General features: G+C 72.5%; 20 protein-coding genes. 7 read left to right on the top strand and 13 right to left on the bottom strand.

Going from position 1 to position 24,425, the window contains the following annotated elements:
• Nucleotides 1-16: 16 nt before the first annotated feature.
• From ABFY07_RS05120 to ABFY07_RS05110, 3 genes are all read right to left on the bottom strand, one after another.
• Nucleotides 17-1,225, bottom strand: a complete 1,209-nt coding sequence (locus ABFY07_RS05120; protein ID WP_346173282.1) for an MFS transporter — start codon at nucleotides 1,223-1,225, stop codon at nucleotides 17-19.
• Nucleotides 1,226-1,343: 118 nt separating this feature from the next.
• The gene (locus tag ABFY07_RS05115) at nucleotides 1,344-1,940 is read right to left on the bottom strand and encodes a TetR/AcrR family transcriptional regulator (RefSeq protein WP_346173281.1); all 597 of its coding nucleotides are present in this window, start codon (nucleotides 1,938-1,940) and stop codon (nucleotides 1,344-1,346) included.
• Between the two features lie 40 nt (nucleotides 1,941-1,980).
• Nucleotides 1,981-2,721: a Clp protease N-terminal domain-containing protein gene (locus tag ABFY07_RS05110; protein ID WP_346173280.1), complete on the bottom strand. Its 741-nt coding sequence runs from the start codon at nucleotides 2,719-2,721 to the stop codon at nucleotides 1,981-1,983.
• A 184-nt stretch (nucleotides 2,722-2,905) separates the two neighbouring features.
• On the opposite strand from ABFY07_RS05110, the gene ABFY07_RS05105 reads away from it, so the two are divergent.
• The gene (locus tag ABFY07_RS05105) at nucleotides 2,906-3,790 is read left to right on the top strand and encodes an NAD(P)-dependent oxidoreductase (protein ID WP_346173279.1); all 885 of its coding nucleotides are present in this window, start codon (nucleotides 2,906-2,908) and stop codon (nucleotides 3,788-3,790) included.
• Between the two features lie 242 nt (nucleotides 3,791-4,032).
• Nucleotides 4,033-5,193 carry an ADP-ribosylglycohydrolase family protein gene (locus tag ABFY07_RS05100; protein WP_346173278.1) on the top strand — a complete coding sequence of 387 codons (1,161 nt, stop codon included), beginning with the start codon at nucleotides 4,033-4,035 and terminating at the stop codon, nucleotides 5,191-5,193.
• A 67-nt stretch (nucleotides 5,194-5,260) separates the two neighbouring features.
• Here ABFY07_RS05100 and ABFY07_RS05095 read toward each other — a convergent pair whose 3' ends face one another.
• Nucleotides 5,261-6,613, bottom strand: coding sequence for a glycosyltransferase 87 family protein (locus tag ABFY07_RS05095; protein ID WP_346173277.1), 1,353 nt, complete (start codon nucleotides 6,611-6,613; stop codon nucleotides 5,261-5,263).
• Nucleotides 6,614-6,880: 267 nt separating this feature from the next.
• On the opposite strand from ABFY07_RS05095, the gene ABFY07_RS05090 reads away from it, so the two are divergent.
• Nucleotides 6,881-7,321, top strand: a complete 441-nt coding sequence (locus ABFY07_RS05090) for a nuclear transport factor 2 family protein (RefSeq protein WP_346173276.1) — start codon at nucleotides 6,881-6,883, stop codon at nucleotides 7,319-7,321.
• Between the two features lie 103 nt (nucleotides 7,322-7,424).
• Nucleotides 7,425-7,943, top strand: a complete 519-nt coding sequence (locus tag ABFY07_RS05085; protein WP_346173275.1) for an anthrone oxygenase family protein — start codon at nucleotides 7,425-7,427, stop codon at nucleotides 7,941-7,943.
• A 78-nt stretch (nucleotides 7,944-8,021) separates the two neighbouring features.
• On the opposite strand, the gene ABFY07_RS05080 is transcribed toward ABFY07_RS05085, so the two are convergent.
• From ABFY07_RS05080 to ABFY07_RS05070, 3 genes are all read right to left on the bottom strand, one after another.
• Nucleotides 8,022-9,593: a sodium:solute symporter family protein gene (locus ABFY07_RS05080; protein WP_346173274.1), complete on the bottom strand. Its 1,572-nt coding sequence runs from the start codon at nucleotides 9,591-9,593 to the stop codon at nucleotides 8,022-8,024.
• A gap of 420 nt (nucleotides 9,594-10,013) precedes the next feature.
• On the bottom strand, nucleotides 10,014-10,796 hold the full coding sequence (locus ABFY07_RS05075; protein ID WP_065963266.1) for an SDR family oxidoreductase: 783 nt from the start codon (nucleotides 10,794-10,796) through the stop codon (nucleotides 10,014-10,016).
• A gap of 121 nt (nucleotides 10,797-10,917) precedes the next feature.
• On the bottom strand, nucleotides 10,918-12,099 hold the full coding sequence (locus ABFY07_RS05070) for an aminotransferase-like domain-containing protein (protein WP_346173273.1): 1,182 nt from the start codon (nucleotides 12,097-12,099) through the stop codon (nucleotides 10,918-10,920).
• A gap of 127 nt (nucleotides 12,100-12,226) precedes the next feature.
• On the opposite strand from ABFY07_RS05070, the gene ABFY07_RS05065 reads away from it, so the two are divergent.
• A complete protein-coding gene (locus tag ABFY07_RS05065; RefSeq protein WP_346173272.1) occupies nucleotides 12,227-13,087 on the top strand; it encodes a hypothetical protein in 861 nt (286 codons plus the stop codon).
• Nucleotides 13,088-13,205: 118 nt separating this feature from the next.
• On the opposite strand, the gene ABFY07_RS05060 is transcribed toward ABFY07_RS05065, so the two are convergent.
• The 3 genes from ABFY07_RS05060 to ABFY07_RS05050 all read right to left on the bottom strand — a co-directional run bounded on the left by ABFY07_RS05060 (nucleotide 13,206) and on the right by ABFY07_RS05050 (nucleotide 15,555).
• On the bottom strand, nucleotides 13,206-13,415 hold the full coding sequence (locus tag ABFY07_RS05060) for a DUF397 domain-containing protein (RefSeq protein ID WP_346173271.1): 210 nt from the start codon (nucleotides 13,413-13,415) through the stop codon (nucleotides 13,206-13,208).
• 183 nt (nucleotides 13,416-13,598) lie between these two features.
• Nucleotides 13,599-14,471 (bottom strand): helix-turn-helix domain-containing protein, encoded by an 873-nt coding sequence (locus ABFY07_RS05055; RefSeq protein WP_346173270.1) that lies wholly within the window; start codon nucleotides 14,469-14,471, stop codon nucleotides 13,599-13,601.
• Between the two features lie 337 nt (nucleotides 14,472-14,808).
• Complete coding sequence (locus ABFY07_RS05050) at nucleotides 14,809-15,555, bottom strand: GOLPH3/VPS74 family protein (protein ID WP_065963275.1); 747 nt, start codon at nucleotides 15,553-15,555, stop codon at nucleotides 14,809-14,811.
• A 259-nt stretch (nucleotides 15,556-15,814) separates the two neighbouring features.
• Between ABFY07_RS05050 and ABFY07_RS05045 the strand changes: the two genes are divergently transcribed.
• Complete coding sequence (locus tag ABFY07_RS05045; RefSeq protein ID WP_346173269.1) at nucleotides 15,815-18,241, top strand: D-alanyl-D-alanine carboxypeptidase; 2,427 nt, start codon at nucleotides 15,815-15,817, stop codon at nucleotides 18,239-18,241.
• A gap of 249 nt (nucleotides 18,242-18,490) precedes the next feature.
• Entirely contained in the window at nucleotides 18,491-20,443 is a 1,953-nt protein-coding gene (locus tag ABFY07_RS05040; RefSeq protein ID WP_346173268.1) for an MFS transporter, read from the top strand.
• 65 nt (nucleotides 20,444-20,508) lie between these two features.
• Here ABFY07_RS05040 and ABFY07_RS05035 read toward each other — a convergent pair whose 3' ends face one another.
• The 3 genes from ABFY07_RS05035 to ABFY07_RS05025 are packed head-to-tail and all read right to left on the bottom strand — an operon-like array spanning nucleotide 20,509 to nucleotide 24,421.
• Nucleotides 20,509-21,819: an ABC transporter substrate-binding protein gene (locus ABFY07_RS05035; protein WP_346173267.1), complete on the bottom strand. Its 1,311-nt coding sequence runs from the start codon at nucleotides 21,817-21,819 to the stop codon at nucleotides 20,509-20,511.
• A complete protein-coding gene (locus tag ABFY07_RS05030; RefSeq protein ID WP_346173266.1) occupies nucleotides 21,816-22,781 on the bottom strand; it encodes a hypothetical protein in 966 nt (321 codons plus the stop codon). Before ABFY07_RS05030 ends, ABFY07_RS05035 begins: the two co-directional genes overlap by 4 nt.
• Nucleotides 22,778-24,421: a VWA domain-containing protein gene (locus ABFY07_RS05025; protein ID WP_346173265.1), complete on the bottom strand. Its 1,644-nt coding sequence runs from the start codon at nucleotides 24,419-24,421 to the stop codon at nucleotides 22,778-22,780. Before ABFY07_RS05025 ends, ABFY07_RS05030 begins: the two co-directional genes overlap by 4 nt.
• Between the last annotated feature and the right edge of the window lie 4 nt (nucleotides 24,422-24,425).

The raw sequence follows: 24,425 nt of genomic DNA, 5'->3' as shown, positions 1-24,425 counted from the left end.
GCCTGCCCGCCGCCCGTCAGGAGCGTATCGGGGCCGAGTCCGGCTCCGGCGCCGAAACCTCCGCCGGGCGGGAGGCGTCCGACGCGGGGGCGGGGCGGCGGGTGAGGTCGGGGAGGACGGTGGCCAGGCCGAGGACGGCCATGGCGGCGCCGAGCCAGAGCGGGGCGCGCAGGCCCCAGGCGTCGATGACGACGGCGCCCAGGGAGGAGGCGAGGATGATGCCGAGGGTGATGAAGGAGGAGTGGACCGTGTTGACCAGCGGGCCCGCGTTGCCGGTGCGCTGGACGCGGGTGGCCATGGCCGGGTTCATGGTGACGCCGACCAGGCCGATGCCCATCATGCAGACGACCGCGGGGGCGGGCAGGTCGGCGAAGAGGGCGAAGCCGGTGAGGAAGAGCAGGTTGAGCACGAGGCCGAGGGCGAGCACGGGGACGGTGTGGCGGTCGGCGAAGCGGCCGACGACGGTGTTGCCGACGACGGTGGCGGCGCCGTAGGCGATCAGCAGGACGGGGACGGTGCCGGTGGAGAAGCCGGTGAGCTCGGTGAGGATCGGGTTGAAGTAGCTGAACGCGGCGAAGGTGGCGCCGATGATGAGGGTGCTGGTGGACAGCGCCAGCCACAGCCGGGGGTTCTTGAAGACGCCGAGTTCCTCGCGGAAGCCGCCCCCGGCCCGGGCGCGCTCCAGACGCTCCACGCCGGCCAGGGTGGCCACGGCGGCGACCAGGGTGAGCGCGGAGATGGTCCAGAAGGCCGCGCGCCAGCCGAACCGCTCGCCGACCAGGGTGGACAGGGGCAGGCCGAGCAGGGTGCCGAGCATGAGGCCGTTCATGGCGACGGCGATCGCCCGGCCGCGCACCTCGGGGCGGGTGAGCTGGGCGCACAGCGAGATCCCGACACCGAAGAAGGCCTGGGAGGCGATGCCGGTGACGATCCGGGCGGCCATCATGACGGGGTAGCCGGTCGCGGTGGCGGCCAGCACGTTGCCGGCCAGGAAGACGGCGAACAGCACCATCAGCGCGGTCCGGGGCGGCAGTTTCATCACCGCCACAGTCAGGAACGGCCCGCCGGCCGCCATGGCCACCGCGAACGCGGTGATCAGGTACCCGATCTGGGGGATGGTGGCGTCCAGCCCGTCGGCCATCTGCGGCATCAGCCCGGCGACCACGAACTCGCTGGTCACCATCGCGAAGATGCCGAGCGCCAGGACGTACACGGCACGAGGCACGGGCGAACTCCTTCGAGAGTTATGTATTGATCAGTTCAAAACGTGGGCGTGAAAACGCACCGCCGTGGGGCGGTGAGGCGGTGCGGGGTGCGGCAATGGGGCCGCGGCGGCGGGGGGGTCAGTGGGTCAGGGCGTCCATGACGACCTCGGCGATCGCCTCCAGGGTGGCCCGGTCCGCGCCGCCCTGGCTGGATACGCGCATGCCGCCGATCGTCGCGTTGATGAAGCGGGCCAGCGCGCCCGCGTCCCGCGTGGAGGTGATGCTCCCGTCGCGCCTGCCCTGCTCGATCACCGCGCGGAGGGCCGCCAGCCGGCGGGACGTGTCACGCTCCAGCATCCCCGCCGCCCTGGCGTCGCGCCCGGCCAGCTCCACCGTGGTGTTCACGGTCAGACAGCCCAGGCTGCGGCCGCCGGAGCGGTACTCGGTCTCGTTGTCGACGATCGTGGCGAGCAGGGCCCGGACGCGGTCGGCGCCCGACCGCCCCGGGTCCTCCAGGATGGCCAGTTGAGCCGTGGTCATGGTGTCGATGTACCGGGCCAGGGCGCGCTCGAACAGGTCGTGCTTGCTCTTGAACGTGTTGTAGATGCTGCTGCGCCCCAGCCCGGTGGCCTCGCACAGGTCCTGGGTGGAGGTGGACTCGTATCCCTTCTCCCAGAACGTGCGCATCGCCGCGTCCAGGGCCCGCTCCTCGTCGAACATCCTCGGTCGGGCCATGGGGGGACCGTAGCAGTTTCGTATCGATCAGTTCAATACTTCACTCGTGGGTGAGAGGCCCCACCGCGGCGGCCAGGGCCTCGGCGAGCCGCGCCTCGGTGGCCGCCTTGTCGATGCCGAGCCCGGCCAGGACGCCCGAGCCGTCCTCGAACTCCAGGAGGGCGAGCAGGATGTGCTCCGTCCCGATGTAGTTGTGACCGAGCCGCAGGGCCTCCCGGAAGGTGAGTTCCAGCACCTTGCGGGCGGCCGCGTCGTACGGGATGAGGTCGGGGACCTGGTCGGCCGCGGGCGGGAGGGCCGCGGTGGCGGCCTGGCGGACGGTGTCCAGCAGGACGTCCTGCGCGGTGATGGCCTTCGCGGCGAGGCCCTCGGGCTCGACGAGCAGGCCGAGCAGCAGGTGCTCGGGGCGGATCTCGGGGTTGCGGGCGGCCTGGGCCTCGTTCATCGCGGCCATGACGACGTTCTTGGCGCGGGGGGTGTAGCGACCGAAGCCCTGGCTCGGGTCGAGCGCGGAGGGCTCGCCGGGGTCCTTGGGGACGAAGCGCTTCTGGGCCGCCTGCCGGGTGACACCCATGCTCTTGCCGATTTCGCTCCAGGAGGCGCCCGAGCGGCGCGCCTGGTCGACGAAGTGGCCGATCAGGTGGTCGGCCACCTCGCCGAGGTGGTCCGCGGCGATGACCGCGTCGGAGAGCTGGTCGAGGGGTTGGGGGTGGACCCTCTTGATGGCGTCGATCAGTTCGTCGAGGCGGACGGGGACCGTCATGCCGACTGGATTCGTCATGAGGCAACCCTAGGTTGACACTCTGGGAGTGTCAACCCGAGGTTGACGCTCGTGTGCCCGGGGGTAAGTACGCACTTATTTGTGCGTACTTGAGCCGGGGACCGGCCGTGCCACAGGATCGAGGAGAGCCCGGCGCGCAGGGCGTTTTGTCATGGATTCCGAGCAGGAAACAGGTGGTGCTGTCATGGCAGGCGAAAACCGGGCGCCCGTGACGGTGATCGGGCTGGGCGCGATGGGTCAGGCACTGGCCGGGGCTTTTCTGGCGGCAGGCCATCCCACGACCGTGTGGAACCGGACCGCGCGGAAGGCCGACGCCCTCGTCGCACGCGGCGCGGTACGGGCGGGGACGCCCGCCGAGGCGGTGACGGCGGGCGATCTCGTGATCGTGTGCGTCGTGGACTACCAGGTGAGCCAGGCGATCCTCGACCCGCTGGCCGCGGAGTTGGCGGGGCGGACGCTGGTCAACCTCACCTCGGACACCCCCGAGCGGGCCCGCGAGGCCGCCGCGTGGGCGGCGGAGCACGGCATCGACTACCTCGACGGGGCGATCATGGTGCCGACCCCGGTCATCGGCTCGCCACAGGCCCTGCTCCTCTACAGCGGGTCGCGGACCGCGTTCGAGGCGCACGAGGCGACGCTGAAGGCGCTGGGCGGCAACAGCCGGTATCTCGGCGCGGATCACGGGGTCGCGCCGCTCTACGACCTGGCCCTGCTCAACGTCTTCTATTCCAGCATGGCGGCCATGGTCCATTCCCTCGCGATGGTGGGCGCGGACGGTGTCACGGCGGAGGAATTCCTCCCGTACATCAAGCAATTCTTCGCGCTGCTGCCCGGAATGGCGGATCAGGTCGCGCACGGAATCGACACCGGCAGCTATCCCGGGGATCTGGGCGATCTGACGATGGAGGCGGTGGGGGTCGACCACATCGTGGAGGCGAGCGAGAGCCGGAACCTCGACACCGGCCCGATCGCGGCCGTCCGAGCCCTGATGGGGCGCGCGATCGCGGACGGCCGGGGCGGGGACGGCTTCGCGGCCGTCACCGAGGTCATCAGGAAGCCGGTCGGCTAGCGACGCGACACACCTCACCACCGCCCCACGGCCCGAGGAGGCCGGGACCGGAAGCCCGGTCCCGGCCTCCTCCGCGTGTCGAAGCGGCCCGCTCCCGAGCGCCCGCTGTTACGGAATTAGCCGCCCCGGAACGAGCCCCCCGGAATGAGATGCTCCGGGGAGCCCTCCGTGTCGACGCCTTCACAATCATCGCCGGGCCGAAGGCGATCTTTCGGTGTCCATTACAGTGCCAAGCCAGTCCAATGGCGGTGCGTGCATCGAAGGAAAGGGGCAAGGTCGTGACGGCAACCGCGAGTGCGGCGACCGGCGTGTGGGGCCGCGCCGAGCAGCAGGACTTCCGCAGCCGGGTGCGCGGCTGCCTGCTCGGCGGCGCCATCGGCGACGCCCTGGGCGCGGCGGTCGAGTTCTCCTCGCTCGCCGACATCCGGGCGGAGCACGGCCCCGAGGGAGTGACGGACTTCGTCCCGGCGTACGGGCGGCGCGGCCGCGTCACGGACGACACCCAGATGACGCTGTTCACCGTGGACGGGCTGATACGCGCCCAGGTGCGGCGCGACACCGGGGCCTGGCACCCGCCCACCGACATCCACGCCGCCCACCGCCGCTGGTACGCCACCCAGCGCGACTGGGGGCCCGACGAGCGCCGGCAGGACGCGGGCTGGCTGGCCCGCGAGGAGTGGCTGTACGCCCAGCGCGCGCCCGGCCGGGCCTGTCTGACCGGGCTGGCCGACGAGACCATGGGCACCCTGGAGAGCCCCAAGAACCCCGACTCCAAGGGGTGCGGCGCGGTCATGCGCTCGGCGCCCTTCGGGCTGCTGGTGGGCTGGGAGCCGCAGTTGGTGTTCCAGCTGGCCATCGAGTGCGCCGCCCAGACCCACGGGCACCCCACCGGCTATCTGTCGGCCGGGGCCTTCGCCCTGATCGTGCACGGGCTCGCGCGCGGCGAGGCGCTGGACGGCGCGGTGCAGCGGGCGCTGGCCCATCTGGCCACCCGGCCCGGCCACGAGGAGACCACCGACGCGCTGCGGCACGCGCTGGGAGCCGTACGGCAGGGGCTGCCCACGCCCGAGCGGGTGGCGTCCCTGGGGGAGGGCTGGACCGGCGACGAGGCCCTGGCCATCGGGCTGTACTGCGCGCTGGTCGCCGAGGACGTACGCCACGGCCTGCTGCTCGCCGTCAACCACGGCGGGGACAGCGACTCCACCGGGGCGGTGTGCGGCAACCTCCTGGGCGCGCTGCACGGCGAGACCGCGCTGCCGCCGGCCTGGCTGGCGGAGCTGGAGGGGCGCGGCACGATCCTGGAGCTGGCCGACGACTTCGCGATGGAGATGACGCAGGGCCCGGCCCTGCACGGCCCGGCGGCCTCCGCCCCCGCCTGGCTGGCCCGCTACCCCCGCGCGTAGCCCGCCGCCGCGCCGCCACCCCACTCGCACCGCCGCCGCGCCGCCACCCCCACGCGCACCGCCGCCGCTACCCCCGCGCGTAGCTCGGCTCCGTGCGCCGAGGGGCGTCGGCGGGAGGGTGCGGCGGCGGGGTGCGCAGGGCGCGTACGGTCAGCCGCCCGGCGACGGCCAGGAAGACGGCGCCGATGATCGGGTAGACGGCGGTGAGCAGCATCTGACCGGCGTTCTGGTGCAGCTCCACCCGGCTCGGCCGGTCGTGGGGCACGTACCACATCATGTACGAGCAGAACAGCAGGGCGGTCACCGCCGTGAGGCACCGCCAGGGCGCGGTGCGGCGGCGCAGCGCCTCCGCGCCCAGCAGCAGCACCATGGGCACGGCCCACACCCAGTGGTGGGACCAGGAGACGGGGCTGACCATGAGCGCGGTGACGCCGCAGGCGACGGCCGCCCACGCCCGGTTTCCGGGCAGCCGGCCCTCAGCGAGCTGGGCGGCGACCGCGGTGGCCAGGCCGGCGCAGGCGACCAGGGCGGCCGCGGCGAGCCACCACCCGCCCGGGTCGGGGGTGTGCAGGAGCCGGGCGAGGACGCCGCGCAGGTTCTGGTTGCCCGCGCCCTCGACATCGCCGGGCCGGTCGGTCGCGAACAGGATCTCGGTCCAGTAGCGGTGCGAGTCGTGCGGCAGCGCCAGGCCCGCCAGGACGGCGGTGGCGAGGAACGCCCCGGTGCCCACCGCCGCGCGGCGCAGGTGCTCGTTGCGGAAGCGCCCCGCGGATCGCGGCCGCCGCAGGGCCTCGACCAGCCCGGCCAGCGCGAGGAAGACGAGGAAGAGCGCCGGGGTGATCTTGATGCCCGCCGCGACACCGGTGCCGGCGCCGGCCCAGCGGTGGCCGCGGCGGCCGGGCCGCCGGGTCAGGTCCCCCAGCACCAGGGCGGTGACCAGCAGGTTGATCTGCCCGTAGCGCAGCGTCGTCCACACCGGCTCGCACCACACACCGAGCCCGGCCAGGGACAGCACGGCGGCCGCCCGGGGCACCACGCGCGGGCGGCCGATCAGGCGCAGCGCCAGGTGGACCAGCGCGACCAGCAGGGCGAGGTTGAGCGCGGTGGCGAAGGTCCGCATGACCCCGGTGTCCAGGAAGGTCAGCGGGGTGAAGAGGAGCGAGGCGAAGGGGGGATAGGTGTTGGGCAGGTTGTGCACGGTGGCCCGCATGTCGTACAGGTCCATGGCGTTGCGCACGGTCCAGCCCTCCGCGCGGTACACCAGCAGATCGACCATGGACACATGGGCCGCGCGCTGGGCGATCCAGAAACCCGTGAAGGAGAGCAGGCAGAACACGGCCGCGTAGCGGGTGGGGTGGCGGAGGAACGCGGCGCGGGCCCCGCGCGCACGGGAGTCGGTGATCGTCGGTTTCGCGGTCACGGGGAGAAGCTCCAGGTCCACGGTGCGGCGGCGGTCGGCGGGGACGCTACGGACGGCCGACGATAGTACGTACACAAGATCCGTACGGAAGAGGGGCGTGGGTCCCGTACCCGTCGCCTCCTCACCGTGCCCCGGCCGGCCGGTGAGGGCATTACCTCGCCGGTAATCGACGTCCCTGCCGCGCCGCGCGAGCATCGTGCACAGCGCAGCACAGCACAGCACAGCACAGCGCAGCACAGCGCGGGACGAGCACCGAAGGGGACCGACATGGCCGAGACCGCCACCGCCGCCGCCACGACCACCGAGCGCACCCGCGCCACCGTCCAGGAGTTCCTGACCCGGATGGCGACCGGTGATGTGGAGGGCCTCCGCGAGCTGTTCGCCGAGCGGGTCGACTGGCTGATCGCCGAGAACCCGGACGTCCCCTGGATCCGCCCCCGCGCCACCCGCGCCGACGCCGTCGCCCACTTCCGCGAGCTGGGCGAGTCTCTGATCCCGGACCCGGACGGGAACACGGTCGACGCGATCGTGGTGGAGGGGACCGAGGCGGTGGTGACGGGCACCCTGGCCGGCACCGTACGCGCCACGGGCAGGCGCTACTGGTCGCCGTTCGCGGTGCGGGCGACCGTCGAGGACGGGCTGATCACCCGCTACCGCGTCTACGAGGACAGCCGGATGTTCGCCGCGGCCTGCGCGCCTCGTTCTTAGGGCCCGGCACCGACAGTGTCCGGGGGGCGGGTTGGACGCTCGCTTATGCGAGCGATCCTTTCGACCATGGCCCGTCTCGCCGTCCGGCGGTTGGCTGGAGGGCATGACGAACAACCACGCCCTGCAGACCCCCGTACTGATCGCCGCCACCGTGGCCACCGGCCTGAGCGCGGGCCTGTTCTACGGATACGCCTGCTCCGTGATGCCCGGCCTGGGGCGGGCCGACGACCGTACCTTCGTCGACGCGATGCAGCGGATCAACGTGGCGATCCTCAACGGCTGGTTCGCCCTGGTCTTCGTCGGCGCGCTGCTGCTGTCCGTGGGGGCCGCCGTGCTGCATCTGCGGGGCGAGGGGCGGCCCGCGCTGCCGTGGATCGTGGCGGCGGCCGCGCTGTATGTGGTGATGCTGGTCATCACCTTCCGGGTCAATGTGCCGCTGAACGACGCGCTGGCGGCCGCCGGTCACCCGGACCGGATCACCGATCTGTCGGCGGTGCGCGAGCGGTTCGAGGACCGGTGGGTGCGCTGGAACGTGGTCCGGGCGGTCACCTCCACGGCGGCGTTCGGCCTGCTGGTCGGGGCCCTGGTGGTGAGCGCGCGGGGGCACCGCGGGGTGGGATGAGCGATCCCGGCCCGCGGCGCCCCCGGCCGTGCGTCGGTCCATGAAGCGTCAGTCCACGAAGCGTCGGTCCATGAAGCGTCAGTCCGTCGCCCCGGCGACCGGACGGCGGTCGGCCGCGCCCTGCTCCGGCACCGGCAGCGCGGCGCCGGCCGGACCCGGGCCGTCGTCGTCCGAGTTGAGCGAGTCGAGGATGGCGTCGCGCTCCGGGGTGTCCTCCGGCTTGAGGTAACCGATCACGATGAAGAGCACGAGCGAGACCGCGAGCGGGATGGAGACCTGGTACTCCAGGTTCACGCCCCCGTCGATCGCCTCGTTGACGGGGTAGTTGACCAGGTAGAAGGCCAGGAGCCCCAGCGCCCAGCTGACCAGCGCCGCCGTCGGGCCCGACTTGCGGAACGGGCGCAGCAGCCCGAGCATCAGCGGGATCGCGATCGGGCCCATGAGCCCGGCGACCCACTTGATCACCACGGTGATGATGTCCCCGAAGAAGTCCGAGTTGACCTGGGTGGCGATGGCCATGGACAGGCCGAGGAAGAGCAGCGTGGCCCAACGGGCCGCGATCAGCCCGGTGCGGGAGCTCCACTGCCGGACCTGCTTGAAGATCGCGGGCATGATGTCGCGGGTGACGACGGCCGCGATGGCGTTGGCGTCCGAGGAGCACATGGCCATGGTGTGGGAGAAGAAGCCGACGATGACCAGGCCGAGAAGGCCGTGCGGCAGCAGTTGCTCGGCCATCAGCGCGTACGAGTCGGCGGGCTTGTCCGTCTCGACCACCAGCGGCGCCACCCACATGGGGAAGAACAGCACCAGCGGCCACACCAGCCACAGAGCGGCGGACAGCCGGGCGGAGCGCTTGGCGGAGCGGGCGCTGTCGGTGGCCATGTAGCGCTGGGCCTGGTTCCACATGCCGCCGTTGTATTCAAAGGTCTTGATGAACAGATAGGCGAGCAGGAAGGTCATCGTGTACGGGCCGACGGTCGGCTCCGTGTGGGTGTCCGGCAGGTCGTCCCAGGCGCTCCACAGCGTGCTGACGCCGTCGAGCTCGTTGAGCACGGCGATCAGCATGGCGATGCCGGCCACGAACTGGATGACGAACTGACCGAGTTCGGTGAGCGCGTCGGCCCACAGCCCGCCGACCGTGCAGTACACGGCGGTGACCGCGCCGGTGATCAGGATGCCCTGGTTGAGGGAGACGCCGGTGAAGACGGACAGCAGCGTGGCGATGGCGGCCCACTTGGCGCCCACGTCGACGATCTTCAGCAGCACCCCGGACCAGGCCAGCGCCTGCTGGGTGGGCAGGTTGTAGCGGTTCTTGAGGTATTCGAGCGGGGAGGCCACGCGCAGCTTGCTGCGCACCCGGTTGAGCCGGGGCGCGAAGAGGTTGGCGCCGATGGCGATGCCGATGGCGATCGGGAACGACCAGGTCACGTAGGACGTGATGCCCCATTGGTAGGCGATGGCCGCGTAGCCGGTGAACATGACCGCGCTGTAGCCGGACATGTGGTGGGAGATGCCGGAGAGCCACCAGGGCATCTTGCCGCCGGCGGTGAAGAAGTCGCTGACGTTGTCCACCCGCTTGTGGGACCAGACGCCGATGGCGACCATCACGCCGAAGTAGCCGATGAGTACAGCCCAGTCGAGACTGTTCATGCCCCCTCCAGGGGTCCGTCTTATGAACGGGACCGCACTTCGCCGCGACGTTCGTCATGGGCGGATTCCCCCGAGCGGGAGCGGGGTACTTCCGGGATTGAACCGCTTGTTCGGGCGGACGGTCAAGAGATTTCCGGTCATGAATGTGAACGAAAATCAGAGCGCAGAACGATTTTGCTTGTTCTTGACCTTCCTGGCGGTTGTCGTGCACGCGTCCGCGAACCCACCATGAGCGGGCACTTCGCCAGACGCACGCCCACGCTCGACCGCACCAACGGACGGGCCCTACGGGAGCGGGATCCCGTCAGGCCGGAGAAGGAGGGCGCAACCCCCGTGCAATCCCTCTGCAAGACCCCTGTGTGAACCCTCGCGTCACAGCGTCACGGTGCCACCGCGTCACAGTGCCACCGCGCCACCGCGTCACCGCATCAGCTCACCGGCGTTGACCAGCAACGACTGGCCGGTGATCGCCCGCGCCCGGTCGGAGGCCAGGAACACCGCGGCCTCCGCCACATCCCCGTCCGTCGCCAGCTCGGGCAGCGCCATCCGGTCGGCGAGCCGGGCCAGCACCTCGGCCTCCGGTACGCCCTCCGAGTCCGCGGCGAACGCGACGTACGCCTGCACCGGCGGACCCCACATCCAGCCGGGCTGCACGGTGTTCACCCGGATCCGGTGCGGGCCCAGCTCGCGCGCGAGCGAGTACATCGCGGAGACCAGCGCGCCCTTGGACGCGGCGTACGCGGCCTGCCGCACCTGGGTGGGCGCGGCGACCGACGACTGCGTGCCGATCATCACCACGGAGCCCCCGTGACGCTTGAGCGCGGGCAGGCAGGCCCGGGTCATGCGGAGCGTCCCGAACAGATTGGTGTCGACGACCCGGCTCCAGGAGGCGAAGTCGGCGTCCTCCAGGCCGCCCATGTAGCTGTCCAGCGCGGCCACGTGGATGACCGCGTCGATCCCGCCGAAGCGCTCGACCGCGAGCGCGGCGAGCGCCTCGCACTGCCCCTCGTCGGCGATGTCGGTCGCCCGCCACGCGGTGTGCCCGCCCCCGGGGTCGGCCTCGGCGGCGGCCTTCGCCAGCTGCTCCTCCGTACGGGCCCCCAGCACGGCGTTCCCGCCGTCCCGCACGCACGCCGCCGCGACCCGCAGGCCGAGGCCGGGGCCGACCCCCGAGACGATGACGGTCTTGCCGCGCAGCAGCATGGGGTGCCTCCCCTGGTGATCACGACGGCCGACGGCCCTGACCTGACGTCACGTCAGATCAGGGCCGTCAGGCTAGGCCGCGCACCCCGAGAAGGCCATACCCGCGCATCACGAGACACCCCTAGCGGAGGGCCTTCGCCAGGCGGCGCAGCCCCTCCGCGATCTCGTCCGGCGTGTGGGTCACGAACGACAGCCGCATCGCGGCCGGGTCCGGGGCGGCGGCGAAGAACGGCGCGCCCGGGACGTAGGCCACGTCGTGCTCGACGGCCACCCGCAGCCGCTCGGTCGCGTCGTAGCCGTCGGGCAGGGCGGCCCACACGAACATGCCGCCCTCGGGGCGGTTCCACCGGGAGCCCTCGGGGAGGGCGTCGCCGAGGCCCGCGAGCAGGGCGTCGCGGCGCTCGCCGTAGGCGTCGCGGACGCGGGCGAGGTGGGCGTCGAGGTCGGTGTCCGCCAGATAGCGCGCGGCGGCCATCTGGGTGACCGTCGGGGTGTGGAGGTCGGCCGCCTGCTTGGCGATGACGCAGGCGCGGCGGAGCGCCCCCGGGGCGCGGAGCCAGCCGAGCCGGAGGCCGGGCGCCATGATCTTGGAGTAGCTGCCCAGCAGCACGGTGCGGTCCGCGGCCTCCGGGTGGCTCGCGATCCAGGGCACCGGCTCGCCCGCGAAGCGCAGCTCGCCGTACGGGTCGTCCTCGACGATCCACAGCCCGCGCCGCTCCGCGATCTCGGCGACCGCGCGGCGCCGCTCGGCGGGCAGGGTGCGCCCGGTGGGGTTCTGGAAGGTCGGGATGGTGTAGAGGAGCTTCGGCCGCTCCCGCTCGACGAGCGCGTCGAGCGCGGCCGGGTCGAGCCCGTCCTCGTCGCTGGGCACGGACACGACGCGTGCGCCGGCGAAGGAGAAGCACTGCAGCGCGGCCAGATAGGTGGGGTTCTCGACCAGTACCACGTCGCCGGGCTCGAGCAGCGCCGTCGCCAGCAGGGTCAGGGCCTGCTGCGAGCCGCCGGTGACGAGCAGCTCGTCGGGGCCGGTCGGCAGCCCGCGGGCGGTGAGGCGGGCCGCGGTGGCGGCGCGCAGCCCGGGGTCGCCCTCGGTCGTCGAGTACTGCAGGGCCTCGCGCGGGGACTCGGCGAGGACCCGGTCGAAGGCCGCCCGTATCGCCTCCGCGTCGAAGAGCTCGGCCGCCGGCAGCCCGCCGGCGAAGGAGATCACCTCGGGGCGGGCGGTGAGCGCGAGGATGTCGCGCACCGGGGAGCCGGCGACCGAGGCGGCGCGGGCGGCGAGGTCGGGGAGGGCGGCGCGCATGGGGCTCCTTCGCTGGTACGGGCGTGTTCCGCTGTCCTCCGCAGCCTAGAGAGATCAGTGCAGACGGCAACCGGTTTGTCCGCGATGCGGTCGGGACCCTCCCCATCTGACGCCACGTCAGCTACACATGGAGGACATGAGCAGCGACGCGAGCGAGGACACGCGGGCGGCGGCGTACGCGGAGCTGGCCTCCGTCGGCCCGTACGGGGTGCGCCCGGGCCACGCCCTGATCACCATGGTCGAACCGCATCCGGGCCATGAACACGCCTACAACCGCTGGTACGAGGACGACCACTTCATCGCGGGCGCGATGGCCATGCCCTGGATCTTCGCGGGCCGCCGCTGGGTGGCCACCCGCGAGCTGCGGCGGCTGCGCTACCCGGAGCGGTCCGCCGTCGCCCAGCCGGTCACCGCGGGCTGCTACCTCACCGTCTACTGGCTCACCGAGGGGCGCTACGCCGAGCACATGCGGTGGACCGTGGGCATCAACAAGCGCCTCAACCGGGACGGCCGCGTCCACCAGGGCCGTACGCACGTCTTCACGGCCTTCCAGGACCACGAGGCGACCGTCTACCGGGACGGCGCGGCGGGGCCGCGCGACTTCCACGCGCTCGACCACCCCTACACCGGTCTGGTCCTGGAGGTCGTGGCCGCCGAGAGCCCCGAGCGCCGCGCCGAGCTGCTGGAATGGCTCCGGGCCCGGCATCTGCCGAAGCGCCTGGCGGGCTCGCCCGCCGCGATGGTCACCGTCTTCCGGCCGACGCCGCTGCCCCTGGACCGGATGTCCTACGTCAAGCAGGTGGAGGGGGTCGATACCCGGCTCACGCTGCTGTGGTTCCTCCAGCGGGATCCGCGTGACTGCTGGGAGGAGCGCTTCACCGGGCTCGACGAGGACGTGGCCCGCTCGGGCCTGGGCCGGGTCGAGCTGGTCGCGCCGTTCATCCCGACGATCCCCGGCACCGACCGTTACGTCGACGAGCTGCGATGAGGCCGCGCGCCCCGCGCCCGGCCCCCCGTAACCCGCGCCCCGTAAGACGGCGACGAGCCCTCTCGGCTGGGACGGCGGCCGGACGAGAGGGCTCGATGCGAAGGGCGGGCGGTGGAGTTCAGTCGCGGTCGAAGGCCCCGCCGCGGACATCGGAGACGAAGGCCGACCACGATGCCGGGGTGAAGCCGAGGATCGGGCCGTGGGGGTCCTTGGAGTCGCGCACGGCCACCTCGTCGACGACGGGGGAGGCGACCTCGACACAGGCGCCATTTCCCGCGGAGTACGAGGATTTCATCCACATACTCGTCTTTCCTTGCTGAATGGACACTTCTGCTCCGATACGTTTTGTTGATGAGATGCACCCCGTTTGGAGGCGAGACCGACGTTACTCGTCAACATCGTCGGGAAAGCCGGTCATTCACTCGACCGGATGGCATATTCCACTGGCCCCTTCCGTGCCGGGGTGCGGAGGTGTAGGGTCCGGGCTTTTCGTGTCCATTCAGCGCTCGGTTCAGCTCTGTTCGTGCCGGCGCGCGTGCTCCTGGGCCATCTCGGTGATGAACTGACGGCTCTGCTCCACGTTCAGCGCCTGGGCCCGCAGGTGTTCGTACATCATGCTGTAGCTCTGCACATCGGTGTGCTTCTCGAGATAGAGGTCGCTGGTCACCCCCTCCAGATAGACGACGCTGGTGTCGGACTCGTCCGAGAACTCCAGGATGGTGAACTGTCCGCTCATCCCCGGGTGGGAGCCCATCTCGAACGGCAGCGCCTGCACGGTCACATGCGGCTCATGGCTCATCCGGACCAGGTACTCCAGCTGCTCGCTCATGATCTTCGGGCTGCCGACCACCCGGCGCATCGCCGCCTCGTCCACCACGGCCCACAGCCGCAGCGGCGCGGCCGGGTCGGTGATCCGCTCCTGCCGCCTGAGCCGGACCTGGACCCGCTGGGCGATCTGCTCCTGCGGGGCCTCCGGCAGCGCCCCGCTGATCACCGCCTCGGCGTACTCCGGGGTCTGCAACAGGCCCGGCAGCACCTGCGGTTCATAGACGCGCAGCGAGGCCGCGTCCGTCTCGAAGCCGATGTAGACGCTGTACGGGACGTCGCCGAAGGCGTTCCACCAGCCCTGCTGGCGCGACTCCTTGGCCATTTGCATGAGGGAATCGACCAGCGCCTTGTCCTCGACCTTGTAGGTGCGGCACAGGTCGCGTACGTCGCGCTGGCTGATGCTGCGGCGGCCGTTCTCCAGCCTGCTGATCTTCGACTGGGAGACCATCAGCTCCTCCGCCACCTCCTCCGCCGTCATGCCCTTCTCCTGGCGGAGCCTGCGGAGTTCCTGGCCCAATCGGCGTCGCCTGACCGTGGGGCCGACGTTCGATGTCACGGGACGTGCACCTCCGGCTTCGTACTGCTGATTCATGCTGTTCAGCAGCCTGCCACTACCGGTCGGCGCCGCGCTGGGAAATGGCCGCACAGGGTGCCTCTCGGGGCACATCCGACGCAGGCGGGCGGACTGCGGACCGAAGGGCCGGGACCGAAGGGGCGGCCGGGGAGTCCCGAACGGCCGCCCGGGGCGCGGGAGAACGAGCGCGCGGGGCGGTGGGCCGGCCCGGTCCTCGAAAGGGACGGGCCGCCCCACCGCCCCGCGTCGGGCGGCTCCCGAACCGGGTCGGTGGGGACTGTGTGGTGCGGTCGGTCGGGTGGAGCGGGTGCGGGTGTGCTCAGCGCGCTCCGACGCGGGCCATGCTGCCGCGGCGGGACGGCTGTGCGGGAACGCCGGACGCGGGAACCGCGGCCCGTGCCCCCGGCTGGCGTCCGGTGGCCGGTGCGCGCCGTGGCTGCGCCGCGACACCGTTCTGCACGTCCATGACGGCGTGCGCCACGAGTCCGCCCATCGGGTCGTGCCTGATCAGATCCCGGAGCCTGGAGCGCGAGGAGCGCCCCTCGTTCCCGGGATACAGGTGCTTGCCGAGTCCGACCGCGTGGGCCAGGGCGGCGAGCGCCGCGGTCCGCGGGTCCGGCGGCACGCCGGTGCGGATCGCGCTGTCCAGCCGGGCCCTGATCTCCCGGCTGATCGCCGTGTCCGTCGCCTGGTAGCGAGTGGTCGGCAGTACCCCGCACATCTGGCCCTCCACGGCATGCACCATGCCGCAGCGCTCCAGATGGGTGAGGTACGTCTGGCGCAGCCCCAGTCGGGGCCCGCCGATCCAGTGGACCGCGCGGACCGGGCTGCCGCGGCGGCGCAGCAGCTCCAGTGCGGAGTCCAGTGTCGGATCTCCGGTCGGCCGTGGCAGCACCACGGCGATACGATCCCCGTCAGGGGCTATCCGTCCGGCCAGAGCCAGCTCCACTAGCTGCGCTCCGGCAAGACCGAGGTCGAGCGACTGCGGCTGCGCCGTGGTGCCCGTGGTCGGGTCCAAGGCGAGCAGCAGAAGCTCCTCCGGAATTGTTCTGCGGCTCCTGCCCATCCATGCCTCCCCGCGTGGATGAATGACAGGGTGACCCCTCTCACATTGGTCTGTCGAGAGTGCGTGGGGGGTTTGAGAGGGAACCGATAGGTATGTCTTTCTCGTCTAGCGGGTGGGCGGCCCCCTGAAGGCACTCTGTCGAGGCGCCGTGGCGCGGCGGCACTCCGGGCACACAGGACACTGGTAGATGGTTGGGGCGGCGGGACGTGAGGCCGGCAGGCGGCACGCGTCCCGTGCAACGTATTACGAGGAGGCATCGGTGGCGGGCGAGTCCCCCGACAAGTCGGAGCAGCGGAAGTCGTCGGGGGAGACGACTCGCGGCGAGCGCGATCCACGGCTCGCGGTCTTGCGGGAAGGTGAGACCGCGAGCGGCGGATCGACGGTCGCCGTGGCGGACGACGGCTCTGAGGCGAAGGCAGTGGCGGAGGCGGGGGTTAGCGAAAGCGAATCCGAATCCGATGACGCGGTCGAGGGTGTCGAATCCGGCGAGACTGACAAGTCGGGCGAAGGTCCGAAGGGTGACGGGTCGGAGGACGAGGAGTCGGCCGAGCCCGTGGACCGGCGTACGGCGGTCTTCCGCACCCTGAAGCGCGAGCCCGCTCGCGAGCCCGGGGCGGACGGCGAGGATTCGGCCGGGCCCGTGGACCGGGCCACGGCCGCGTTCGGGGTGCTGCGACAGAAGGACACTCCGCGGTGGGCCCAAAAGGCGGATGAATCCGAAGAGCCCGGCGAGTCTCGCGAATCCGGTGATTCGGTCAAGACTGGTGAAAAGGGTGAAGGGCGCGACGGCTCTGCCGTCGGCACGGGTGTCGACCAGCCGACGCGGGTCATCAAGGCGCTCCCGCTCCCCGCCGACGACAAGCCGGTCGATGCCAAGCCGGTCGATGCCAAGCAGGCCGACGACGAGCCTGCCGACAAGCCGGCCGCCAAGGCAGCGGACAAGGCGGCGGCCAAGCCCGCCGACGCGACGGCCGACAAGGCAGCGGACAAGGCGGCAGCCAAGCCCGCGGACGCGACGGCCGACAAGCCCGCCGACGCGACGGCCGCCAAGACGGCCGCCAAGACGGCCGCCAAGACGGCCGACAAGCCGGCCGCCAAGGCAGCGGACAAGGCGGCCGACACGACGGCGGCCAAGGCCGCCGCCAAGGCCACCGCGAGCGCGGCGGCCAAGCCGGCGGAGAAGCCCGGCGCGCCGTCGGCCGGCGGGAAGACCGCCGACGCCGAGCGCCCCTCCGAGCGCACCAGCCGCTTCGTACCGCTGCGCTCGGACGACGCCCCGGCCGCGCGCCCGCCGGCCCGCCCGGCCGCGCCGTCCGCGCTGCCGGACCCGGAGCGGACCGCGCAGCAGCCGCTGCCCGAGTCGGAGCGTACGAAGCAGCAGCCGCTGCCGCCCGCCGGCCAGCCGGCGCCGCTCGACCTGCTGGCGCAGCTCACCAACACCCCGCCGCCGCCGGAGACGCCGCTGCGGACTGCCGTGCGGCGGATCAAGATCTGGACGCCGATCGCGGTGCTCCTCCTCATCGTGCTGGGCGTGGTGCAGGCGGTGCGGCCCCTGCCGGATCCGTCGCTGACGCTCGCCGCCGAGAGCATCTACCGCTTCGACGGTGCCAAGCTGTCGCTGCCCTGGCCGGACCAGGGGCAGTCGGCGGTCGAGGTGGAGGGCGTGGGCAGCCTGGGCACCTCCGGGGCGCAGAAGCCCGTGCCGATCGCCAGCGTCACGAAGGTGATGACGGCGTACGTCGTCCTCAAGAGCCACCCGCTCAAGGTGTCCCAGAAGGGCCCGTCCATCCGGATCGACGCCCAGGCGGACAAGGAGGCCGGGTCCGAGGACGAGTCGCGGGTCCCGGTGAAGGAGGGGCAGACCTACACCGAGCGTCAGATGCTGGAGATGCTCCTCATCCCGTCCGGCAACAACATCGCCCGGCTGCTCGCCCGCTGGGAGGCGGGGTCGGAGAAGGCGTTCGTGAAGAAGATGAACGACGCCGCCAAGGACCTGGGGATGAAGAACACGGTCTACACCGACCCCAGCGGCTTCGTGGCGACCACCAAGAGCACCGCGTCCGACCAGCTCAAGCTGGCCAGGGCGGTGATGCAGAGCGAGGCGTTCCGGGCGGTCGTGGCCACGCCCAACGTCAAGATCCCCGGTCTCAAGGACACGATCTACAACAACAACAATCTGCTGGTGAAGCCCGGTGTGATCGGCATCAAGACCGGTTCGAGCACCCCGGCCGGCGGTGCGCTGATGTGGGGCGCGGAGAAGACCGTCGACGGCAAGAAGCAGCGGATCCTCGGCGTCGTCCTGGAGCAGCGGGCCCCCGGCATCCTGCAGAACAGCCTGGACCTGGTGCAGGAGAACAGCTACAAGCTGATCACCGCCGTGCAGGAGGGCCTCACCTCCGCCACGGTGGTGAAGAAGGGCGAGGTCGTCGGCCATGTGGACGACGGGCTCGGCGGTACCACGCCGGTCGTGGCGACCAAGGACCTGACGGCGATCGGCTGGGGCGGCCTGGAGGTCGAGCTGAAGCTGACCGACGGCGGCAAGACGGTGCCGCACTCGGCGAAGGCGGGCACCGTCGTCGGCGAGCTGACCGTGGGCAGCGGCCCGGGGCAGGTGAAGGTGCCGGTGGCGCTGCAGAACGACCTGTCCGAGCCGTCGTTCGGCGCCAAGCTGACCCGGATCGCCTGATCCGGCCGGGAGACACCGTGACCGGTCCGGCGGCCCCCGGCGCCTCGCGCGCCGGGGGACCGCTCGGCCGTCTGTAGCAAGTTGTCCACACCACACCCCACCGCCTGTCCCTGAAGGCCTTTTGGGGCCTTCGCGTGCTAGCGTCGCCTGCGCCCCCGGTCCCGGTCCCCTGGAGCGAACCGGGGGAAATCGGTACAGGATTGATGGAGCATGGGGGCAGACCTCCGGGGGAAGACGGGGAGAGCCGCAGTGACCACCGTGGATCCGACACGGGCCGACAACAGCGGGAGTTCCGAGGAGAACCCCGCGGCGCGAATACGACTGCCCTCGCAGCGCTGGCCCGCCGAGGGCGCGGACGCCGCGGAGGGTACACCGGGCGCGAGCCCCGCCGAGGACGCCGGTCGGGCGCCGGCGGAGCCCGGGGCCGACGAGCCCCGGCCGGCGGAGGGGCGGGTCCGGCGGCTGTGGCGCTTCATGCGCCATCCCGTGCCCGCCGCCCTGACCGTCGCCGCGCTGCTGCATGTGGTGTGGGTGGCGCTGCTGGCCAACAGCGGCGGCGATCTGGCCGCGCAGGACGCGTGGGCGGAGTTCGCCCTGCAGCATCCCGACTCGGCGTACAACCTCGCCTGGTACGGCGGGATGCACCCGGTCTCGTACAGCGTTATCTCGCCATATTTGATGGCGGTCCTCGGTGTGCGGACGACGATGATGATCGCGGGCACGCTGTCGGCCGGGCTGCTCGCGCTGCTGCTGTGCCGCAGCCGTGTGGTGCGGCGGCCGCTGTGGCCCGCGATGTACGGCGCGTTCGCGCTGGTCTGCAACGCGATCTCGGGCCGGGTGACCTTCGGGCTCGGCGCGATGTTCGGCCTCGGCGCCGTGGCGGTGATCTTCGCCTGGCCCACCAAGTGGCGTTCCCGGCGCTGGCACCACAGGATCGCCCGGGCGCTGCTGGCCGCGCTGCTGGCCGCCCTCGCGACCATGTCCAGCCCGGTCGCCGGGCTGTTCGTCGGGATCGTGGCCGCCGCGCTGTGGCTGACCCGCCGCCACCCCGCCTCGTACGCGCTGGGCATCACGCCGGTGGTCGTGGTCGGGCTGTCGGCCTGGCTGTTCCCGTTCTCGGGCGAGCAGCCGATGAACTGGCCGTCGACGATCCTGCCGGGCATCAGCGGTCTCGCCGTCTTCCTGTTCGCGCCGAAGGGCTGGCGCACCGTCCGGGTGGGCGCGGCGCTGTATGTGATCGGCGTGGTGCTGACCTGGCTGATCCCGTCCCAGATCGGCACCAACATCCAGCGCCTCGGCATGATCTTCGGCGGGGTGGTGCTGCTCGCGGTGCTGACCTCGCGCCGGACGCCGCCGCGTGCGAAGCGGCTCACCACGCACCCGGGGCGGATGTGGACGGCGCTGGTGCTGTCCCTGGTGACGGTCACGGTGTGGCAGGGCGTGAAGACGGGCGACGACGTCATCCACACCACCCCCTCGGCGTCCTGGGCGCGCGAGCTGGCGCCGCTGGTCCACCACCTGAAGCGGGTGGAGGCCGACCGGGGCCGGGTCGAGGTGGTGCCGGTGCGCAGCCACCGCGAGTCCTCGGCGCTCCCCCGCTACGTCAACCTGGCCCGGGGCTGGACCCGGCAGGCGGACATGGAACGCAACCCGCTCTTCTACCAGGACACGCTCAGCGCGGACGACTACCACGCCTGGCTCAAGCGCATGGCCGTGCACTTCGTGGTGCTGCCGGCGGCCGATGAGCCGGACCACGCCGCGCGGCAGGAGGCCGAGCTGATCACCAAGGGCCTGCCGTATCTGCGCGAGGTATGGGGCGACGACAACTGGAAGCTGTACGAGGTCGAGGACCCCACCCCGATCGCCGACCCGCCGGCGACGGTGGAGCGGGCCGGCGCGGACAAGCTGGTGCTGAAGGTGCGCGCCAAGGGTCCGGTGCTCATCCGCATCCCGTACTCGCCGTGGCTGGGCCTGGTGGACGCCAAGGGCCACCGGATCAAGGCGCCGGAGGCGGAGGGGGACGGCCTGCTGCCGGTCAACCGGCACGGCTGCCTGACCAAGCAGGTCTTCGAGCCGAGCAAGGAGGGGGAGCCGGAGGACGAGTGGACCGTGCTGCACGCCCCGCACCCGGGCACCTACCGGATAGCGGGCAAGTACGACCTGCCGCGCGGCACGCCCTGCCCGGAGGAGATGGCCCCGTAAGCCGGACCCGGCGGGCCCGGCCCGGGAAGCACCCGAGCCGGGCCGCGGGCCAGGGGAGACACCCCCTAGCGGCACACCGTCGACGGCCAGGGCTGGTGTTCGTCCCCGCCCCGCTCGGTGCTCCGGCGGACCTTCTCCAGGCTGCCCAGCAGCGGGCCCAGGCGGTTCTTCTTGTCCGCGTCCGGGTAACTGAGGAAGGTCAGGACCGCGCGCTGGAAGGCGAGCCGCATACGCGGCGGCATGGCGTCCGACGCGTCCAGGCACAGCGAGGAGGACTGGAGCGTCCGCGCGATCGACTGGGCGATCCTGTCGTCGCGCTGGACGGACACGGGCACCTCGCTGTTCGCGGAGAACGGCCTGGCGGAGCCCGGAGGGGTGTGCTCTGCCCAGGTCCGCTGCCCCTCGACCCCGGCGAGATAGCGCAGCAGCTCCCGCGCCTGCTCGGTGTGGCCGGTGTTCTTGAACAGCGCGGCGAAGTCCCCGGACACCTCGTGGGCGCCGCCCGGCCCGCCGGGCGGCCGGGGCGGCCCGAGCACGTCGGAGGAGAAGCCGAAGCGGGCCCGGTGGGGGCCGGGGTAGCTGCCGCGGATGAAGGAGCCCTGGTGTTCCAGGGCGCACGGCGGGCGCTCGGCGAACAGCTTCTTCCCCGCCGCCCGGAAGTCGGTGCCCAGCGCGGTCCTCGCGGCCGCCCCCGACAACAGCTCGCCCCAGGTCCGCCAGGCCCGGGCGACCCGCGGGTCGTCCCACGCCAGCTCGCCCGTGGCCCAGCGCTCGTAGACCTGCTTGCCCTGCTGCCGCAGCAGGATGTCCTCGATCCAGTCCGTGCCGGGCCAGCCGGAGGTGGCGCCGTCGCCCATGCCCACGCACCACTGGCGGCCGTCGGCGGCCAGGGCCGGGAGGTCCCGGGGGCGGTGGCGGGTGCCGTCGTACCAGACGATGCCCTTGAGGTCGGCCTTGACCGCGATCCCGTAGACCGGCCCGTTCTCCGTCAGCCGGGGCGTCCACAGGGGGGTGTACTCCCCCTCGGGGACCACCGGGCCCAGCTCGGCCAGATAGCCGTTCGCCGCGTACGCGGTCAGCTCCCCCGAGCTGGGCAGCACGGCGATGTCGGGCGGGGTGCCGGAGCGCACCTCGGAGAGCAGTACCTCGCGCAGCGCGGTCGTGCCCTGGTACTCGACCCTGATGTGGTGCTCGGCGGTGAAGGCGTCCAGCACCTGGCGGAAGGCGTCCTCCTCGGAGCCGGTCCAGGAGGCCAGCACACGGATCGTGCCGCCGGACCGCTGGGCGCCCGCGTCGCCCGTGCCGAGGGCGCACAGGAGCACCAGCCACAGGCCGAGCACGGCGGCGGTCACGTTCGGGCGGGTGGCGGCGCTCATCGGGCCCGGAACCTGTACTCGTCGATGCGCGGCTGGAGCCCGACCAGGACGAGCGCGGCGAGGAGCACCCCGCCCATCGGTATCCACGCCACGGCGCCGGTGCGCCAGTGGGTCTCCGCCATCTTCGTGCTCACCCTCTTGTTGGTGGTGTCGGGGGCGTTGCCGATGTTCGGCTGGCGCAGGCTGGTGCGGGCCTGGGACAGCCGGTCCTGCGTCTGGTAGCTGAGGACGGCCAGGGTGGGCACCGCGAGGAGCAGCAGCCCGGTGGCCACGAGCAGGGCGGGGTTGAAGCGGCGGCGGAAGCGGTGGCGCAGGAAGCGCTGGGTGCGCACCAGCAGCACGGCCGCCGCGAGGTACGCCGCCGGGACCAGCACCCACCACGCGAGGGTCAGCAGCCAGCCGAAGGAGGTCTGCTGGTCGAGCAGGCGGAGCTGCTTGCCCTGCACCTTCGCCAGCCGGGCGAGGATGTCGCTGTCGCCGGGCCGCACCCGCGTGGCCGAGCCGTCGCCGCCGCGCAGCATCGTTTCCGCATAGCCCAGGTAGGCGTCGCGGAGGGCGGCGTTGTCGCGGTTGACGTACGCCTGCTGGATGAGGTCGCCATAGGAGGAGACCAGGCCGGTGACGGTCAGCAGCGACTGGCGGGCCGAGGTGCCCGCGGTGGTGCTCTTGAGGGCCTGGGCCAGGGCCTGGTTGGCCGTGGACAGCGTGGTGCGGTAGTCCTCGCCGAGACCCTCGATGTCCCCGGTGCCACCGGTGAGGCTGCGCTCCGCGCCGTCGTACGAGTCGTCCAGGGCCACCTCGGCGGCGGCCACCTGGAGGATCGCGGGGGCCGACTCGTCGCGTACGGCGTGGGTGTTGCGGCTGACGCCGTAGTACGCGGTGAACAGCACGGCCGTGACGGCCGCCGAGAGCAGCAGCAGCGTCATCAGGCGGCGGACCAGGAAGCCGCGGGTGCCGGTCACACCGCACCGGCCGGGGTGTCGGGGCCGAAGGGGGTGCCGCACTGCTGGCAGAAGGCCGCGCCGGCGGGGGCCAGGCGCGCGCAGTCGGGGCACTCGATGTCGGCGGGGGCGGGGGCGAGGGGCGCCGGGGACGCGGCGGGCGCGGCGGCTGCCTGGCCCGCGCCCCGGTAGCGGCTGCTCTCCTCCGACAGCACCATGGCGGAGTTCAGGTCCAGGGGCCGGATCCGCTCGCGCAGCCGCACCTCGCCCGCCGCCGCGTCCACGATGTCGACCAGCCCGCGCAGCCGGTCCAGCATCTTGCCGTTGCCGAGCTCGTGGGCCAGCCGCACGGCCCGGCCCCAGTGCGCCAGGGCCTGCCGGGGCTCGCCCGCCACATACGCGTCGTAGGCGGCGGTGACGGCCAGGCCCAGGGCGTCGTCCGTGCCGTAGTGCGCGAGCCGGGGGTGGATACGGGAGGACAGCAGCGGGTCGTCCGTCCAGCGGACCAGGACGGACCGCGCGGCCGGCATCCGCACGCCGCCCCCGCCTTGTCCGCTGCCCCCGCCTCCCGCGCCTTCTCCGGAGCCCGCGCCGCCCCCGCCTTGTCCGCTGCCCCCGCCTTGTCCGCCGTGCTCACCTTCTCCCGCCCCGTCCGCGCATGCCCCGGTGTCCTCCGCCGGCGACAGCGCCACCTCGGCGAGCTCGATCTCCTCGTCCTGCGCGTCCCCTTCCGGATCGGCCAGCACGCACAGGTGGTACTCGCGCACCTCGTCGCCCCACGGCCCGGTGGTCCACTCCCAGGTGCGCTTGTCGGGCCGGACGCCCTCGGCGGTGAGGTCCACCCGCGTCGGATACACCTGCTTGACCATGCCGACCGCGCCGCCCGCGCGCGTCCGCACCCGGATCCGCACCCCGGTCAGCGCCCTGGCCATCGAGCCGCGCGCCATCGCCTCGAACTCGGCCGGCAGATCGGAGACGTCGAGCACCGCGTCCGCCCGGCCGCGCAGCCGCCGCACGATCTCCTTCAGCTCGACGGCGTCCCAGTCGTCGCCGATGCCGCGCGCGTCGCAGCTGAAGCACGGCGCGCACTCGTCGAGCACCCGCCGCAGATAGCCGGGCTCGTCGTGCTCGTTCTTGCCGTCGGTGAGCAGCAGGGTGTGCCGGAGCGGCGCGGGCTGCCCGGTGTGGAGGCGGCGGGCGAGGTCGAGCCAGGCGCCGATCGCGGTGCCGCCCACCGGGGTCAGCCGCGTCGCGGCGCGCGCGGCGGCCGCCTTGGTGTCGGGCCCGGCGACCGCGACGCCGCCGGTGGGCGGATAGACCACCTCCGCCCGCTCGGTGCCCCGGACCACCGCGAACCGCGTGCCCTCGCGCAGCGCTTCCACGGCCGCGACGGTGGCCTTGCGGGCCGCCCGCATCTTCGGCGCGGGCCAGCTCATCGACGAGGAGCAGTCGATGACGATGACCTCGCAGGCCGCGGCGCGCGCCGCCGCCCGGCCCAGCCCCCGGGCCTCGACCCGGACGATCGCGTGCATCTCGGCGCGGCCCGCGGCGGCCGGGAGGTACTCGTTCTGCTCCACGCTCAGCAGGAAGGCCGGGCCGCCGTCCTCCTCCGCCTCGCCGCCCGTCGTGTCGTGCTCCGCTGTCGCTGTGTCCTGGCTCAACCGA

This window comes from Streptomyces sparsogenes subsp. cuspidosporus (assembly GCF_039532705.1).
GTDB classification, from domain to species: domain Bacteria; phylum Actinomycetota; class Actinomycetes; order Streptomycetales; family Streptomycetaceae; genus Streptomyces; species Streptomyces sparsogenes.
The sequence above is the reverse complement of the archived record's forward strand: the minus strand, read 5'-3'. Positions and strand labels throughout refer to the sequence as shown.